Below are 15,960 nucleotides of genomic sequence, written 5' to 3'. Positions count from 1 at the left end.
TCCGCAATCTTCGCCGGCTGACCGCCAGAATCGTCAACGCGGAGAACGCAGAGGGCCGCGGAGATCGCAGAGAGGAGCTGGTTGGACCAATTCCGCTCTTCTCTGCGATCTCTGCGCCTCTTTGCGTTCTCTGTGTTCGGCTCCGGCCAGCAACCCGCCGCGGTTTGCGATTTTCGCGACGGCGTGGGAGGTTGCGGTCGCGACACAAGGTCGCTCCTACCGAGCACTGATGGCCCGTGGGAGCGCCCTTGCGGCGCGACCATCACCAACCGGGATCCGCCATCTTCGCCGGCTGACCGCCAGAATCTCCAACGCGGAGAACGCAGAGGGCCGCAGAGAGGAGCTGGTTGGACCAATTCCGCTCTTCTCTGCGATCTCTGCGCCTCTTTGCGTTCTCTGTGTTCGGCTCTTGCCAGCAACCCGCCGCGGTTTCCGATTTTCGCGATGGCGTGGGACGCTGCGGTCGCGACACGAGGTCGCTCCTACGGCGGGTGGGCTGATCTGCGGTCGCGACACGAGGTCGCTCCCACCAGGACCTGTTACTCGCCGTCGATCTGGACGCGCTCGCTGCGTCGTCTGGCCAGGATGTTGAGGGCCTCGACACCGCCCGAGAAAGCCATCGCGAAATACAGATAGGCGCGCGGAATGTGGAAATCGAAACCGTCGGCGATCAGCGCCACGCCGACCAGGATCAGGAAGGACAAGGCCAGCATCTTCAGGGTCGGCCGGCGCTCGATGAACTCGGCGACGGGATTGGCGGCCAGCAGCATCACGCCCACCGACACCAGAATGGCCGTGACCATGATTGGCACATTGTTAACCATGCCCACCGCGGTGATCACCGAATCCAGCGAGAACACGATATCGATGACGGCGATCTGGATGATCGCGCCCCAGAAACTCGCGGCGGGCCGGGTCATGGGCTCGTCACTGCTGTCGCCTTCAACTTCGGCATGGATTTCCATGGTCGCCTTGACCAGCAGGAAAAGTCCGCCGACGATCAGCACCAGATCGCGGATGGAGAATCCCATCTCGCCGATCTTGAACAGATTGTGGGTCATGCCGGCCAGCCAGGCCAGACTGAGCAACAGCATGATCCGGGTCACGCAGGCCAGGGCGATGCCAAAGCGGCGGGCGCTGGGACGCTTTTCCGGGGCGAGTCGGCCGGTGACGATCGACAGGAAGACCAGGTTGTCGATGCCGAGGACGATCTCCAGTGTCGATAGCGTCAGCAGTGCTATCAGCCCTTCGGTGGTGAACAGCTGTTCCATCGAATCAGGAGCCCCCCAGGTATCGGGGAAGCAGAATCAAGGACCAGGTCACAACCACGTTGACCATGCACAGGAACACCGCCGCCGAGCCCATGTCCTTGGAGCGACCTGCCAATTCGTGGTACTCGGGCGTGGTCTTGTCGACGATGGCCTCAACCGCACCGTTCAGCAGTTCCACCGTCAACACCAGCAACAGCGAGCCAAGCATCAGGATCCGCTCGATGGCATCGGCGCCCAGGTACAGCGCCAAGGGCGCCAGGATCACGAACAGGTAGACCTCCAGGCGAAACGAGCTTTCAAAGCGGAAGGCCGCCCGCAGGCCTTGTGCCGAATAGCCCAGTGCCTTGATGACCTGTCTTGGTCCGCGCCCTTCGATACTGGCCATGTAGTCTTTTCTCAAACCGTCGCGCACGACCGGATCGCGAGTATCGCGATTGCTGGCGTCGGGGAAAGTTGCACTGAACGAGAGCTGCGCAAAAAATGAACGATCGGCATCGCGCAACATCTGGGTGAAACAGTCAGCCTGCAATGATCGCATCGTGCCCTTCGATCAACAAGCGCGAGACGTTGGCTTGAGACTTGCCCCGGTCCGCGCGAGTATCTGTTGTTTACCCTGTGGAGTCGCGCACGTGTTCAATGTGGAGAAACTGCTGGGCCAGATGCTCGCAGGCGGTGTAGGTCAGGGCCGGAGTCGGCGCCAATCCTCGATGATTCCGGGCGTCAGCAAGGCGCAGCTGGGCGTGGGTGTCATCGGCCTGGCCATGGCTGCCTGGGAGCACTACAAGGGTCAACAGAGTGCTGCCGGCAGCGCAGCACCGGTGAGCCCGGGCACTGCCATGCCACCGCCACCCCCGCCGGCCCCAGGGCTGCCGCCGGCAGCCTCGGCGCCACCGCCGCCGCCCATGCCGGCCGGCGCCCAGGAAAGCTCACCAGACCGCAACGCCGACGCCAGTCACCTGATCCGCTCGATGATCGCCGCCGCCAATGCAGATGGCCAGATTGATGCGCAGGAGCGCAGTGCCATCCTCGAACGCGCGCTCGAAGCTGGCCTTGATCCTGCCACCCAGCAATTCCTGATGGGTGAACTGCGCACGCCAGCCACGCTGGAACAGATTGCGGCGGCAACGCGTCCGGCGCTGAAACTGGAAACCTATGCGGCAGCCATGATTGCCATCACCATCGACACCGATGCCGAACGTGAATACCTGGATCGCCTGGCCGGCGCTTTGGGCCTGAGCGCAGAGGACCGCGAGCGCGTGCATCAACAATTGCAGCTGGGTTGAGCACGCAGCTGTCTGGCAACGCGCAGGTGCGGGTGATTCCGGCCCGCGAGTGAGGCGGGTCACGTTCTGACTCTGCAGTATCCGCCCCCCAGCCTACGCGCCAGGCACCATCCATTTCCCAATCATCGGAGAGCTTTGTCATGCACCAGTGGTACTTCAGCTACAACGGGCAGCAGATGGGTCCGCTCGAACATGCCGCTGCGGCAGCCCAGGCGCAGCGTGATCCCAGCGGTTTCTGCTGGCGCAATGGTTTCGCCGAGTGGCTGCCGATCGCCAATGTGGCAGAACTGCGCGCCGACGTTACACCGCAGGCGCTGATTCCGCCCCCGCTCGGTGCGCAGCGCGCCGACGAGATCGACTATGTCATCTACGGCGAAGACATGCAGTTCGTCGAGATCGAACTCGACCCCGGCGAGAGCTGCGTGGCCGAAGCCGGCACGCTGATGTTCAAGAATCCGGTGATCAGCATGGAGACCGTGTTCGGCGACGGCAGCGCCAAGGCTGCGAGCGGCGGCTTTCTCGACAAGCTGGTCGGCGCCGGCAAGCGCCTGATCACCGGCGAGAGTCTGTTCACAACCGTGTTCACGAATACCGCACCCAGCGGCAAGGCCAGGGCCGCCTTTGCCGCGCCCTACCCCGGCACCATCATCCCGATGACGCTGAGCAACTACGGCGGCACGATCATCTGCCAGAAGGATGCCTTCCTGTGCGCGGCCAAAGGCGTGCAGATCGGCATCTTCTTCCAGAAGAAGATCCTGACCGGCCTGTTTGGTGGCGAGGGCTTCATCATGCAGAAGCTCGATGGTGATGGTCTGGTGTTCGTGCACGCTGGCGGCACCGTGGTCGAACGCGAACTCAAGGCCGGCGAGACCCTGCAGGTGGATACCGGCTGCGTGGTGGCCCTGACCAGCAGCGTGCACTTCGATGTCGAACAGGTCGGCGGCATCAAGAGCATCCTGTTCGGCGGCGAAGGCCTGTTCTTCGCGCGCCTGACCGGCCCTGGCCACGTCTGGCTGCAGAGCCTGCCCTTCTCACGACTGGCCGGACGTATGTTGTCCGCAGCGCCGCAGCGCGGCGGCAGCAAGGGCGAGGGCTCGATCCTGGGCGGCCTTGGCGGCATCGTCGCGGGCGACAGGGACTATTGAGTTTGGCGATGCCGGTGAGCCTGGATCGCCGCCGCCCGCGCCTGATCGTGATCGGCGGCGGTTTTGCCGGACTCTGGGCGGTGCGCGCGCTGGCGCGGGCGCCGCTCGACATCGTGCTGATCGACCGCTGCAATCATCATCTGTTCCAGCCCTTGCTGTATCAGGTGGCCACAGCCGGTCTGTCGGCGCCGGCCATCGCCGCACCCCTGCGGCATATCCTGCGCCGACAAGCCAATACCACGGTGCTGATGGCAGAGGTCAGTGCGATCGATACGACCGGACGCCAAGTCCGGTGCAGCGACGGTGCCATCATCGACTACGACTATCTGCTGGTGGCCAGCGGCGCCACTCACGCCTACTTCGGGCATCCCGAGTGGGCTGCATTCGCGCCGGGACTGAAGACCCTGAACGATGCCATGGCCATCCGCGGCCGCATCCTCGGCGCCTTCGAACAGGCCGAGCGCTGCCCGGATCCAGAGGCGCGCAGCGCCTGGCTGAGCATCGCCATCATCGGCGCCGGACCGACCGGTGTGGAACTGGCGGGCACCGTGGCCGAGATTGCCCGACACACGCTGCGCAGCGAATTTCGCCACAGCGACCCAACCCGCGCCCGAGTACTGCTGATCGAGGCAGGTGCGCGGGTGTTGCCCGCCTTCGACCCGGTCATGAGCGAGAAGGCCCGCTTGCAGCTGCAAAAACTCGGTGTGGAAGTACACCTGGGCGCCCCGGTTTCCGCCATCGATGAGCAAGGGCTGATCGTCGGCAAGGACAGGCTGGCGGCGCGAACGGTGATCTGGGCGGCCGGTGTTGCCGCCTCACCGCTCGGCGCAATGTTGGGCGCGGACTGCGACCGCAGCGGCCGCGTGCTGGTATCCGCGGATCTGTCGCTACCCGGCCGCCCCGAAGTGTTCGTCGCCGGCGATCTCGCCAGCGTGAAGAACAAGGACGCGCCCGTGCCCGGCACGGCGCCGGCAGCCAAGCAGATGGGCAAGCACGTGGCGCAGGCATTGCAGCAACGCCTGCGCGGGCGTGAATCCAGCGCCTTCCGTTATCGGGACTTCGGCCTGCTGGCGACCATCGGCCGTATGGCGGCGGTGATCCAGTACGGTCGACTGAGGCTGTCCGGCCTGCCGGCCTGGTGGTTCTGGCTGGCAGCGCATGTGTACTTTCTGATCGGCTTCCGCAATCGACTGGTAGTACTGATCGACTGGGCCTGGGCCTACTGGACCCACGAGCGCTCCGCCCGGATCATCTTCGGCGACCGCGACAAATGCTGAACTTGGCAGGTTCAGGCGCCTGCGCGCCGGCGCTCCATGCTCGGTGGCGCACTGTGGGCGCTTTCGCGCTCATCGACCACGACCTGATCGCGACCGCCGTGCTTGGCGGCGTACAGGGCCGCATCGGCCCGCGCCAGCCAGCGTGACCAGTCCTCGCCCGCCCGCAGGCTGGCCACGCCGGCCGAAACGCGCACGCTGCCGCCAGGGCTGCGCAGGCTGGTACGGATGGTGTCCTGCAACTGAAACAGCAGCTGTTCCGCCCCGCGGCTGTCGGTGCCAGGCATCAACAGCACGAATTCCTCGCCGCCATAGCGATAGAGCCGATCCTGCTTGCGCGTGCCGCGCAGGATGAGCCGGGCAAACTCGGCCAATACCTGATCACCCGCCTTGTGGCCGTGCTCATCGTTGATGCGCTTGAAGTGATCGAGATCGAACATGGCCAACGAGTATTCCTGCCCGTCGCGGGCAAACTGCCGTGCTGCACGGGTGAGGTCCACGTCCATCAGCCGGCGATTGCCTGCATTGGTCAGGGGGTCGCGCGAGGCAAGCACTTCCAGTTGTTCACGTTGGGTGGCAGTGCGCTTGGCGAACAGGAAGGTGCAAACGCCGACGAGCGTGATGGTCACCAGGAAGGAAATCAGCTCCAGGCGTGAATCGAAGACGGCCTGATGGGTGGCTACCGACAGCACCAGAACCACATTCAGTGCCACCGCAAAGCGCCGTGTGGCCAGGAAGAAATTGGTCACCACCACCACGAACACCCAGAACAGGCCATGATGGCCGAACATCAGGGTGATGGCGGCGCAGCCCAGCGTATTGAAACAGGCCATCAGCAGCCCGGCACGACGCATGTTGCCGCTGATCCAGGCATAAGCCATGTTTCCAAGGATCGAGACGACGATCAGCGCGTCCACCAGGCCCAGCAGATACTCGCCCGCCGCGAATCGGTAGACCGCAAACGGGAAGATGCCCAGCGCCGAGTAGCCACCGAAGAAGGTGATGATGGCCAGATCAAAATCGCCTTTCAGGCGTTCGAGCATGCTCTCCGATCCCCCGTCACGGCTCGCATTCGTCCTGCGAGTGTCCGGCCTCGGCCCGGGATATGCAAGTGACTATTCATCTCGATTTCACGGTGGGGCGTCTGCGCCGCAGGCGCAATTCCGATCGGAGGTTCACGACTGCGCCGGAATCGGCGATGCTTGCGCCCCCGCATAGCCTGAGCCGCCGGCGACGCCCATGTCCGTAGCCCTAGTCCTGTCGATCCTCCTGCAGACCATCTGCGTGGTGCACGTGCTGCGCACAGGACGGCCGTACTGGTGGGTCTGGGTCATCATCTTCGGCTCCTTTGTTGGCGTGGCCGTCTATGCCCTGACGCAGATGCTGCCGGACCTGCAGAACGATCCGCGCGCGCGCCAGGCGGCCAAGGGCATTGCCAAGACCATCAATCCGGAGCGGGATCTGAGGCGCTTGCGCGAAGAACTGGCGCGCGCCGACACCGTGCAGAACCGCATGCGCCTGGGTGCCGAATTTCTGGAACTGGACGAGCCGGCCGAGGCTGAAGCCGTGTTTCGCGAGTGCCTGCGCGGCCTGCACGCCGAGGACCCGGATATCCTGCTGGCGCTGGCGCAAGCGCAGTTTGCCCAGGACAAGGCGCAGGACACCCACGACACACTGAATCACCTGATCCGGGCCAATCCGGACTTCAAGTCGCCTGAAGGTCACTTGCTCTATGCGCGCACGCTTCAGCAGCTGGGGCGCGATCAGGAGGCTCTGGCGGAATACGAAGTGCTATCCGACTCCTATCCCGGTGAGGAGGCTCGCGTACGCAAGGCCGAGCTGCTGCGTCAACTGGGCATGGAGGGCGATGCCCGCACCGTGCTGGAAACGGTGCTGTCACGCAGCAAGTTGGCTCCGGCCTTCTACCGCAAGGCCCAGCGCGAGTGGATCCACCGCGCCAAACAGCTGCTGAAGGACTGATTCGGGGATACGGGCCCGCCGGCGACGGCACCGCTGCGCGTTCATGGCCGTCCCAGCACCGCCAGCAGGGTTGCCACCAGGCGTTCTGGCCGCACCGGCTTCAGCAGATGGGCGCGGAAGCCGGCCTCCACGCTTAGGGCCAGATCCTCCGGGGTGCCGCGCCCCGTCAACGCGACCAGCGGCAGTTGTGGCTGCTGCAATTGCAGTGTCTGCGCCAGCTCAACGCCGCTCATGCCAGGCAGGTCCCAATCGATCAGTGCCAGCGACAGAGGTTGCTGCTGGGTGAGGATCAGGGCGCTGAGCGCATCGGCAGCCAGATGCACCCGCGCGCCGAGCGCACCCAGCTCCTGCAGCAGCAGTTCGCGCGCGACCGGATCATCGTCCACCACCAGAACCGCTCGCCCCGACAGGGACGCTGGCGCTGCGCCATCAACCATTGCCCTCGGCAGGTCAGTGGCAGCGCCTGATTCAGATGCCAGCATCAGGTTGAGGCTGAACACGCTGCCCTGTCCAGGCGTGGATTCGACGCTGAGACTGCCGCCCATGCGCTCGGCCAGGCTGCGGCTGATCGCCAGCCCAAGACCCGTTCCCGGTGCCGCGCGCTGGTCCCCGACGCGCTCGAATGGACGGAACAAGCGGTTGGCCTGATCCGCGCTCATGCCCGGTCCTGAGTCGCGCACCCGCAGCTGCAACTGATCGCCGGCACGCTCGGCGTCGATGTCGACACCACCACGAGGCGTGAACTTGATCGCGTTGCTGAGCAGATTCTCGACGATCTGCAGCAAGCGCGGCGGATCGACCAGCACCCGCCAGGTCGGATTGATGGTGGTCCGGAACCAGAGCCCGCGTTCGGCTGCCTGCTGCGAATAGCGCGCCAGGGTTGCATCGAGCAGTTCAGCGAGTGTCACCGCCTGCAGCGGCAGCCGCTCAGCCCCGGCCTCGAGTCGGCTCCAGTCGAGCATGTCGTCGAGCAGATTCAGCAGCTGCCGGCCAGCGTCGTTGAGCAATTGCAGATGGCGTCGCCCGGTTTCCGGCAGAGGCTGTTCACCGAGCAGGCGCCCCATGCCGAGCACGCCATTGAGTGGATTGCGGATTTCATGGCTGAGCTCGGCCACCAGTGCCGTGCGCTCCGTCGCCAGCTGTTCGGCCCATTCGGCCTGACGTTGGGTCTCGCGCCAGCGCTCAGCGCTGCGCCGACGCAATTGCCGCCAGCGTTCGATGACCGCCACCGACAGCACCAGCAGCAGCGCGTATGCGGCCAGAGCCCAGCCACTGCGCCACCAGGGCGGGAGAACGGTGAACGCCCATTCGAGCGTGTTCACGGCGGCTCGGCCATCACCGTCCCAGGCGCGGATCTGCAGGGTGTAGTCGCCGTCGGAGAGCCCACCGAATCGGCGCTCGGGATCGGCACTGGGTTCGGTCCAGTCATCTTCCCAGCCCGCCAGGCGAAAGCTGAATCGTTGGGCATGGGTGCGCGCCAGCGTGTTCAGGCGTACCGACAGCAAGAGTTCACGCTCATCGGGCTGCAGCTCGGCGCGCCCAAACGGCTGCAGCTCGCGCGGGCCATCGGGGCCATCCACATGGATCTGCTCGAAACGCAGGCGCGCAGGCACCGCCGGAGCCGAGGCCATGGCAGTATCGACGCTGATCAATCCGGCCTCGCCGCCTATCCACAATCTGCCGTCGGGTTCAGCCAGAAAGGGCCGATCGCTGAATTCGCGTGAGGGCAGACCGTCCCGGCCATCAAAAGTCTCCAGACGATCCTGCTCGGGGAAATAGCGGAACAGACCCTGCGGCCCGGCCATCCACAGCGCGCCTTGCTGCAGCCACATGCCGCCCAGAGTCTGAAATTCGGCGAAGGCGCGCGGAGCGCGTCGGGCATCGCGATAGAGACCGCCGCGCCACAGGTAGTGCACCAAAGTGCCATCGACGAAGGCAAAAATGCCACCGCCGCCATCGACGCTGTAGGCATCCACCCGCGCCGTGGGCAACAGGGACTGCCAGCAGCGGCAATCCGCATCCAGTCGCAGCAGGGCCCGATCCGTGGCGACCCACAGCTGACCGTCCAGTCCCTGGCCCAGTTGCTGGACTTCAGTGCCGATAAGACCGTTCTCGCCGAAGAGGTGCCGCTCAGGCTCGCCAGTGCGCGGATCGATCGCATTCAGCCCGGCGCCCATGGAGGTGGCCCAGATGCGGCCATCGTGGTGCTGGTAGAGCAGATCGACATTGCCATCGACCAGTTCGTTGGCCGACCATTGCTGCAACAGGCGCAGACCACCATCGGCTTGAGGCTGCAGTCTGAGCAAGCCTCCTTGATGTCCCACCCAGAGTTCACCGCCGCTCGCCAGTACCGCCCAGACCCGCCATTGCCCGGTGCCGGGCAGCGGCACGGCCTGAATGCGGCCGGTCGTGGGCGTCAGGCGGTGCAAGCCGGCGCCGAGGGTGCCAATCCACACCAATCCGTCGGCATCACGGGCAATCCCGCGCACCCGCCCGTTCAGCAGTCCGCTGCGGGCCAGTGGATCCGGCTGCCATACCGCGAAGCGATCGGCCGATCTCGGCAGGTGCAGCAGTCCACCACCGCTGGTACCGAACCACAACCCGCCACTGTGATCGATCAAGGCAGTGCGCATGCCCTCGGCCGGAATACCGCCACGGCTGCCCGGGGTATAACTCAGCCTTTGCTCGACGCCGTCCAGCACATGAAGCATCTCGCCGCTCCCGCCGATCCAGTCGCCGCGGGCATCGGCCAGGAGCAGTCTGGCCCGACCGGGCAATGCCAGCTGTGAGAGCTCCTGACACTGTAGCGGCTGGGAGCCTTCGATGCTGCACAGGCGGCCATCCGAGGTACTGAACCAGGGCCTACCTCGACGCTGGGCGATCGCGAATACCGGCAGCGGATCCGGGCCGAGAGCGGCATCGGGGGCGCTGAATCGGGCGCTGTGCGGGTCGAAACGCAGCAGGTGCTTGTCCATCGTACCCAGCCACAGCGCACCGGCCTGGTCGAGCGACAGATCGAGAATATGGCCGCCTCCCAGATCTGCAGGGATGGAATGCTGTGCCACGACCTTGCCATCCAGATTCAGCTCCAGCAAGCCCGAACCATAAGTGCCTACCCACAGACGCCGGTCATCGCCGGCCAACGCCCAGGCTTCCAGCTGTTCGGCCTGCAGCATCGCCGCCAGGTCGAAACGGAGAAAATCATCACTCTCGGGGCGCCAGCGGGCCAACTGCCCACCCTGGGTCGTCACCCAGAGCTGTTGCCTGCCATCGATGGTCATGGCTTCCACCGAGATCGAAGCCAGCGCGTTGGGCCTATCCTGACGCGCGGGATAGCTCTTCATCACCTGCCCGTCAAAACGCACCAGTCCATTGGCCGTGCCGATCCAGACACGGCCCTCGGCGTCCTCGGCCAGCGCCTGGATCTGCTGCGAGGGCAGTCCATCTTCGGTGCCGATGTGCCGGAATACTGGATCGGAGATAAGTGGCTCGGCAGCCACGGCTTGCAATAGGCAGGCCTGGACGACGAACATCAGTCCCATGGCCCAACCGCAACCGCCAGATTCTGCACCCGCCATCTCCGCAGCCCCCCGTAGCCTGCGCATCCGCCTGTTGCTGGCCGCCATCGTCGTCGCCAGCGCTCTGGGTCTGATCCTGTCGGCCATCTACGCCACCGATGCCGCCCTCTCGATCATAGAACGGCTGCAGCGGCTCCCTTTGTGGCTAGGAGTGCTCACCGGCGGCTTTGTCTCAGCGCTGGTGCTGGTGACCGGCTGGCTGCTGTGGCGGCTGCTGCATCCGCGGCGCCAGGGGCCGGCAGCGGTGTCCAAGTCCATCGACCGGCCATCGATCGAGGCCCGCATTGCCAACCCGGCGCTGCAGGGGCTTGCCGATCCGCTCAAGGCCGAGCTGGTGGAACTGGATCAGCGAGCGGCGCTGGAGCAGGTCTTCGTCGCCCTGTTCGGCGATGTCAGTGCCGGCAAGAGTTCGCTGATCCGGGCGCTCGTGCCCGGCAGCGAAGCCCGCGTCGACGTGCTCGCCGGCACTACCCGCAGCGTGCGCCACTACCAGGGCACGCTGTCGGGTGGGCAAACCCTGATGCTGGCGGACGTGCCCGGCACCAGCGAATGGCACGGCGAGAGCCGCGCCGTCGCCGCCCGTGAAGAAGCGCTGCGTGCCCATGTGGTGGCCTACGTCTGCGACGGCGATCTCAGCCGCACCCAGGCCGAGGAACTGGCCTGGCTGGGCCAGTTCCACAAGCCGGTGTTGCTGCTGCTCAACAAGTCCGATCGCTATCGCCCCGAAGAGCTGGCCGCGCTGCGCCAACGCCTGCAGGAGCGCACCGGCGTGAAGCCTCTGGCGATTTCCGCTGGCGGCTCGGAGACGGTGGACGTGCGCGCTGCCGATGGCACGATCAGCACTCGGGAGCGCCCGCGCGCGCCGCAGATCGAGCCGCTGCTGGAGGCGCTGAGCGACATCGCCCGGCGTGGCCCACAGGCCTACGAGAAGGGCCGTCAGCACGCTGTGCTGGGTGCGCTCGACCTCAAGCTGGACGCGATCGAATCCGACGAACGTCGGCGGCGGGCGGCCACGCTGGTGCGCGAATACGCCCGCAAGGCGGCGCTGGGGGCGATGGCCGCCGTGGCCCCGGGCAGCGATCTGGTCATCCAGGGTGTACTCGCCTCGCGGCTGCTGTCGGAACTCACCCAGCTCTACCAGGTGCCGATGCGCAGCATCGATCTGGACAACTTCATCGAGCTGGCCGGCGGCCGATTGCGCGGCACCTCGGCACTGATACTGGCCATCGCCGGCAACGCCCTCAAGGCCTTTCCAGGCCTCGGCACCCTCGGTGGCGGTCTGATCCATGCGGTCGCCTACGCCATGATCTTCGACAGCCTCGGAAAAGCCGTGGCCGATACTCTCGATCGTGGCCAGGGATTTGATCGGCAGCAGGCCCTGGCCCAGTTCGACAGCAGCCTGTCGGACCGCAGCCGACTGCTGCAGCTGGCCCCGGACATGCTGAAACTGGCGCTGGACGTGCGCAAGGAAATCGAGTCGCCGCCACAGACCCGGGAGACACCGTGAGCAGATCTCTGGCCCTGTTGCTGCTGTGCCTGGCCGGCATCACCGCGGCCACCGCGGCGCCCGTCGACTATCGCTTTGATCCAGTGCATTCGCAACTGCTGTTCTTCGCCGATCACATGGGTTTCTCGACCTCGATCGGGCGCTTCACGCGCTGGCAGGGCGAGTTCAGCTACGACCCCGACAACCCCGCTGCCAATCGGGTCGATGTCAGCATCGACATAGATTCGCTGGAGATGGGCGACGCCACGTGGAATCGCACGCTGCTCGGCCGCAAATGGTTTGCCGCCGAAGCGTTTCCGCAAGCGCGCTTTGTCAGCCAGCGCTTCGAGACCATTGACGGCGAACACGCCATCATCCACGGCGAGCTGACACTGCGCGGCCACAGCGGTGAAGTGGCGCTGGCCGTGCGGATCAACCGCCAGGGCATCCACCCCTACACGCTGAAGGACACGGCCGGCTTTTCGGCTACCGCCACGCTCAGCCGATCAGCGTTCGGCCTCGATGCCCTGCAGGGCACACTGGCAGACACCGTCGAACTGCGCATCGAGGTTGAAGGCCAGCGCCTGAACTCGGTCAATCGCCGCCCGCGCAAGCGCTAGCAAAGGCCCCATCGATGAATTCCGACGTACAGACCCCGCAGCAGCATCGCCATCTGGCGCAAACCGTGGACAGTCTGCGGGCCCTGATCGACGATCCGGCGCTGCCGGCCGAGGTACGGCGGGCGCTGGAACCCGAGTTCGCCGAGATTGAACGCCTGATCGACAAGCTCGAACAGGGCGAGTTGCACGTGGCGGTGTTCGGTCGCGTCAGTGTCGGCAAGTCGGCGCTGCTGAATGCGCTGATCGGTCAAAGTCATTTCACCGTGGGCGTGCTGCATGGCACCACCACGGCGCGCGAAAGCGCCCAGTGGCAACGTATCGGCGACTCCGGGGTACATCTGATCGACACCCCGGGCATCAATGAGATCGACGGCGCCGAGCGTGAGCGTCTGGCCCGACACGTGGCCGGGCGCTCGGATCTGGTGATCTTCGTGGTCGATGGCGACCTGACTGCCACCGAGGGCGAGGCCCTGAAGGAACTCGCCGCCACTCGCCGGCCGATGTTGCTGGTGTTGAACAAGGCCGATCGCTACCTCGCGGCCGAGCGCGAAGCATTGCTGGAAAGACTGCGCGTCTACACCCAGGGCCTGTTGCGCCCGCAGCATGTCATCGCCGCCAGCGCCCTGCCGGCACCGCGTCGGGTGATCCGCGTCGAGGCCGATGGCAGCGAGAGCGAATCGATGGAAATACCGCCGCCGGATGTGGCCAGCCTGCGCGCCACCGTGTTTGATGTGCTCGCCAGCGAAGGCAAGACCCTGGCCGCGCTCAATGCCGGTTTGTTCGCCGGGCGCCTGAGCGACGAAGTCGGCAAGCGTCTGACCGAAGTCCGTCGCGACGTCGCCGACAAGCTGATCCGCAACTATGCGTTGGGCAAGGGCGTGGCCGTGGGCCTGAACCCGGTGCCGCTGACCGACCTGGCCGCCGCAGCCGGCTTCGATGTGGCGCTGGTCACGCACCTGGGGCATGTCTATGGCCTGCCTTTCACCAAGGCTGAGGCTGGCGAACTGGTACTGAAGATTGCGGCACAGATCGCGCTGCTGATGGGGGCCATCTGGGGCGTGAACGTGCTTGCCAGCGCGCTCAAGGGCATCAGTGTTGGACTATCCACTGCGCTGACCGCAGGCGCCCAGGGGGCACTCGCCTATTTCTCCACCTACATCACCGGACGCGCTGCCCAGGCCTATCTGGCCAACGGCAAGAGCTGGGGCGAACGCGGACCCAAGCGGGTGGTCGAGGACATCCTCGGCAGCCTGGACCGGGATTCCATCCTGCGCGACGCCCGCGCCGAAATCCTCGCGCGTCTGCGCAACTGAGGCGGGCCAGCAACGCGTTTCGCAACCCGAGGTGACTCGCGCAGCGGTTCACCGGCCAGCCAATTCGTCTGAAAGCCCGGGCCGCGCGAAGCCCGGCCCGGGCACCATCAGAACAACAGGCTATCAGCCCTTGACCGCCTCACCGACACGCTTGGCAGCAGCCGCCTTGTCAGCCGGCTTGCCGCGCTTGTCGACCACCAGCGAAGGCGTACCCGGCTCCAGCATCTGCAGTGACTTCAGGAACTCGATGATCTCGGCCTGACCCTGCGCTCCCAACTGCTCGAAGGCCACGCGCGAGGCAGCCGCTTCGCCACCGTGGGCCATGATGGCCTCGGTCAGCGTGGTCAGATCGCCGCGATGGCCATAGGGCGCGGAATTGCCGGCATCCCACAGGCGTCGAGTCAGGAACACTTCGGTTGAGATACCGCCCTGCACCACCTGCTCGTTGCAGTAGTGACGAACCTGCGCATCGCAGAGATTGTGGCGCTTGAGATCGGTGTAGGCGCGGACATTGATGCCACCACCGGCAGCGGCCTCGAAGCGCGGCAACTGACCCTGGGTGGTCATGTCGAAACTGAACACCTGCGCGACTTCGTTGGGCTTCAGGTTGCCATCCGGGTTGTACGGATTGGGCTCGGTGAACTGGGTGGTATTCAGTTTCAGGGACGGCACGTGGCAATCGGCGCAACCGACGGTTTCGAACTTGCGTTCACCGCGGATGACCGCACGCAGCGCACCGACGTCGTCCGGCAGCACCTGCCCCGGCGTATTCAGCGCGGCCTGATAGATGGTGGTCGCAGTGATGTCGCCCACGGTCAGCTCATCGGCGACGCCGTCCTGATCGAAATCGGCAGTGCCAGTGCGGGCGGCGCCGAAGCGCTCGACCGACTGCATGCCGTGGTGGTGGTTCATGGCGTTGTTGGTGAACTCGCGCAAGGAGATCACCGCGCCCTTCTGGTGGAAGGGACGAAGGATCAGATCGGCATTGATGCCCTCGATCTCGCTGGTGTCCACCGTGCCGTCGGCATGGGCGGTGACGAAGCCGAAGTTCACGTTCTTGGTGGTCAGGGCCAGACGCGTGGTGCGGCCGGTGCCTCGCGCGGCGCTGAGCGCCTGTTCACGGATCATCTGCAATTCCGCGGTCATTTCACGAGCGAGCATCTCGATGCCGGCCGTGCCCTGCATGCCCAGCGTATTGCGATCGTTGCTGAACTGGGCGTTGACCGATTCAGTGACCGGATCCAGGGTTTGCGCCAGCACGAAGACATTGGCGACGATGTCGCCGCCGCCGCCGGAGAAAGGCTGGTTGTGGCAACCGGAGCAGGAATTGGATTCGGGGGCCGAGGTGCGGATGAAAGCCGGTGCGCTACCGGGCACACGCGCGGCGCCACCGCCGGTCGTACCCGGCCGACCCTGACCGTCGAACATGTTGAACTTGGCCTGGAACAGCAGCTTGCCCTGGGCAAAGAGCTGATCGAAGGTCACCGCACCGTTGTCGATCTGGGCTTGATCCAGATGATTTTCAACGATCGGGCCATCGCCGATGGTGACGGCCGATGCTGCGATCCACGGCACCAGGCCGGCAGCCAATGCCAGAGTCAGATGGGTCTTGCGCATACTCGTCTCCTGCAGATTTGATGGGACGCGGCCCTCGCTCCCGAAGAGGACGGTGGGTCTACGTCATGAGGCGCTTCGCTACACGCCGGTGCTTTGCAGCCTATGCGAATTCACAGAGAATAGACGTAAATAAACGTCGTGTGAACGCCACTGGTCTGCAACACACGCTATTCCCACCGACGCTGGCTGGGTGCAGGCGCACGGTACGCATCCGTATCGAACCCGATCAGGGATTGGCACTACATTTTGCCTACCACAGCCCGCATCTGAGTGCTGACCCTGAACTCGGCGACGCCCATCGCACCGCCTTCCAGGCCGCCTGCCAGCATGCCGACGCCGATCAGGTGGATCGTTTGCTGGCCTGGGTCAGGCAGCCGCGCGGCGGGGCTTGAC

General features: G+C 65.3%; 13 protein-coding genes. 8 read left to right on the top strand and 5 right to left on the bottom strand.

The window, feature by feature from the left end; genetic code table 11:
- Positions 1 to 539 precede the first annotated feature (539 nt).
- Both H7A19_16340 and H7A19_16335 read right to left on the bottom strand, forming a co-directional pair.
- On the bottom strand, positions 540 to 1,271 hold the full coding sequence (locus H7A19_16340; GenBank protein MCP5476400.1) for a TerC family protein: 732 nt from the start codon (positions 1,269 to 1,271) through the stop codon (positions 540 to 542).
- 4 nt (positions 1,272 to 1,275) lie between these two features.
- A complete protein-coding gene (locus H7A19_16335) occupies positions 1,276 to 1,656 on the bottom strand; it encodes a diacylglycerol kinase (GenBank protein MCP5476399.1) in 381 nt (126 codons plus the stop codon).
- Between the two features lie 244 nt (positions 1,657 to 1,900).
- Here H7A19_16335 and H7A19_16330 point away from each other — a divergent pair, with 244 nt between their 5' ends.
- The 3 genes from H7A19_16330 to H7A19_16320 all read left to right on the top strand — a co-directional run bounded on the left by H7A19_16330 (position 1,901) and on the right by H7A19_16320 (position 4,976).
- Complete coding sequence (locus H7A19_16330; protein ID MCP5476398.1) at positions 1,901 to 2,554, top strand: DUF533 domain-containing protein; 654 nt, start codon at positions 1,901 to 1,903, stop codon at positions 2,552 to 2,554.
- A 140-nt stretch (positions 2,555 to 2,694) separates the two neighbouring features.
- Positions 2,695 to 3,699: a TIGR00266 family protein gene (locus tag H7A19_16325; GenBank protein ID MCP5476397.1), complete on the top strand. Its 1,005-nt coding sequence runs from the start codon at positions 2,695 to 2,697 to the stop codon at positions 3,697 to 3,699.
- Between the two features lie 8 nt (positions 3,700 to 3,707).
- The gene (locus tag H7A19_16320; protein ID MCP5476396.1) at positions 3,708 to 4,976 is read left to right on the top strand and encodes an NAD(P)/FAD-dependent oxidoreductase; all 1,269 of its coding nucleotides are present in this window, start codon (positions 3,708 to 3,710) and stop codon (positions 4,974 to 4,976) included.
- A gap of 11 nt (positions 4,977 to 4,987) precedes the next feature.
- Here H7A19_16320 and H7A19_16315 read toward each other — a convergent pair whose 3' ends face one another.
- Positions 4,988 to 6,016, bottom strand: coding sequence for a GGDEF domain-containing protein (locus H7A19_16315; GenBank protein ID MCP5476395.1), 1,029 nt, complete (start codon positions 6,014 to 6,016; stop codon positions 4,988 to 4,990).
- Between the two features lie 196 nt (positions 6,017 to 6,212).
- Here H7A19_16315 and H7A19_16310 point away from each other — a divergent pair, with 196 nt between their 5' ends.
- Positions 6,213 to 6,953 carry a hypothetical protein gene (locus H7A19_16310; protein ID MCP5476394.1) on the top strand — a complete coding sequence of 247 codons (741 nt, stop codon included), beginning with the start codon at positions 6,213 to 6,215 and terminating at the stop codon, positions 6,951 to 6,953.
- Between the two features lie 41 nt (positions 6,954 to 6,994).
- Here the strand turns inward: H7A19_16310 and H7A19_16305 are convergent, their stop codons facing one another.
- Positions 6,995 to 10,495 carry a response regulator gene (locus H7A19_16305; protein ID MCP5476393.1) on the bottom strand — a complete coding sequence of 1,167 codons (3,501 nt, stop codon included), beginning with the start codon at positions 10,493 to 10,495 and terminating at the stop codon, positions 6,995 to 6,997.
- Here H7A19_16305 and H7A19_16300 point away from each other — a divergent pair.
- The 3 genes from H7A19_16300 to H7A19_16290 are packed head-to-tail and all read left to right on the top strand — an operon-like array spanning position 10,494 to position 13,950.
- The gene (locus H7A19_16300; GenBank protein ID MCP5476392.1) at positions 10,494 to 12,038 is read left to right on the top strand and encodes a 50S ribosome-binding GTPase; all 1,545 of its coding nucleotides are present in this window, start codon (positions 10,494 to 10,496) and stop codon (positions 12,036 to 12,038) included. The two genes, H7A19_16305 and H7A19_16300, sit on opposite strands and share 2 nt — an antisense overlap.
- Entirely contained in the window at positions 12,035 to 12,637 is a 603-nt protein-coding gene (locus H7A19_16295; protein MCP5476391.1) for a polyisoprenoid-binding protein, read from the top strand. Before H7A19_16300 ends, H7A19_16295 begins: the two co-directional genes overlap by 4 nt.
- A 14-nt stretch (positions 12,638 to 12,651) precedes the next feature.
- Positions 12,652 to 13,950 (top strand): DUF697 domain-containing protein, encoded by a 1,299-nt coding sequence (locus H7A19_16290; GenBank protein ID MCP5476390.1) that lies wholly within the window; start codon positions 12,652 to 12,654, stop codon positions 13,948 to 13,950.
- A gap of 123 nt (positions 13,951 to 14,073) precedes the next feature.
- Here the strand turns inward: H7A19_16290 and H7A19_16285 are convergent, their stop codons facing one another.
- Entirely contained in the window at positions 14,074 to 15,567 is a 1,494-nt protein-coding gene (locus H7A19_16285) for a hypothetical protein (protein ID MCP5476389.1), read from the bottom strand.
- Positions 15,568 to 15,707: 140 nt separating this feature from the next.
- Here H7A19_16285 and H7A19_16280 point away from each other — a divergent pair, with 140 nt between their 5' ends.
- Positions 15,708 to 15,959 (top strand): hypothetical protein, encoded by a 252-nt coding sequence (locus tag H7A19_16280; GenBank protein ID MCP5476388.1) that lies wholly within the window; start codon positions 15,708 to 15,710, stop codon positions 15,957 to 15,959.
- The last annotated feature ends 1 nt before the right edge of the window (position 15,960 follow it).

It is taken from the genome of Rhodanobacteraceae bacterium, from assembly GCA_024234055.1.
In the GTDB taxonomy this organism is placed as follows: Bacteria; Pseudomonadota; Gammaproteobacteria; order Xanthomonadales; family SZUA-5; genus JADKFD01.
The sequence above is the reverse complement of the archived record's forward strand: the minus strand, read 5'-3'. Positions and strand labels throughout refer to the sequence as shown.

What these genes read in the sequence shown, in the direction of transcription:
- H7A19_16320 (MCP5476396.1), top strand. Translation starts at nt 3,708, where the DNA reads ATGCCGGTGAGCCTGGATCGCCGCCGCCCGCGCCTGATCGTGATCGGC.
- H7A19_16305 (MCP5476393.1), bottom strand. Translation starts at nt 10,495, where the DNA reads ATGGGACTGATGTTCGTCGTCCAGGCCTGCCTATTGCAAGCCGTGGCT.
- H7A19_16310 (MCP5476394.1), top strand. Translation starts at nt 6,213, where the DNA reads ATGTCCGTAGCCCTAGTCCTGTCGATCCTCCTGCAGACCATCTGCGTG.
- H7A19_16340 (MCP5476400.1), bottom strand. Translation starts at nt 1,271, where the DNA reads ATGGAACAGCTGTTCACCACCGAAGGGCTGATAGCACTGCTGACGCTA.
- H7A19_16315 (MCP5476395.1), bottom strand. Translation starts at nt 6,016, where the DNA reads ATGCTCGAACGCCTGAAAGGCGATTTTGATCTGGCCATCATCACCTTC.
- H7A19_16290 (MCP5476390.1), top strand. Translation starts at nt 12,652, where the DNA reads ATGAATTCCGACGTACAGACCCCGCAGCAGCATCGCCATCTGGCGCAA.
- H7A19_16325 (MCP5476397.1), top strand. Translation starts at nt 2,695, where the DNA reads ATGCACCAGTGGTACTTCAGCTACAACGGGCAGCAGATGGGTCCGCTC.
- H7A19_16285 (MCP5476389.1), bottom strand. Translation starts at nt 15,567, where the DNA reads ATGCGCAAGACCCATCTGACTCTGGCATTGGCTGCCGGCCTGGTGCCG.
- H7A19_16300 (MCP5476392.1), top strand. Translation starts at nt 10,494, where the DNA reads ATGGCCCAACCGCAACCGCCAGATTCTGCACCCGCCATCTCCGCAGCC.
- H7A19_16335 (MCP5476399.1), bottom strand. Translation starts at nt 1,656, where the DNA reads ATGGCCAGTATCGAAGGGCGCGGACCAAGACAGGTCATCAAGGCACTG.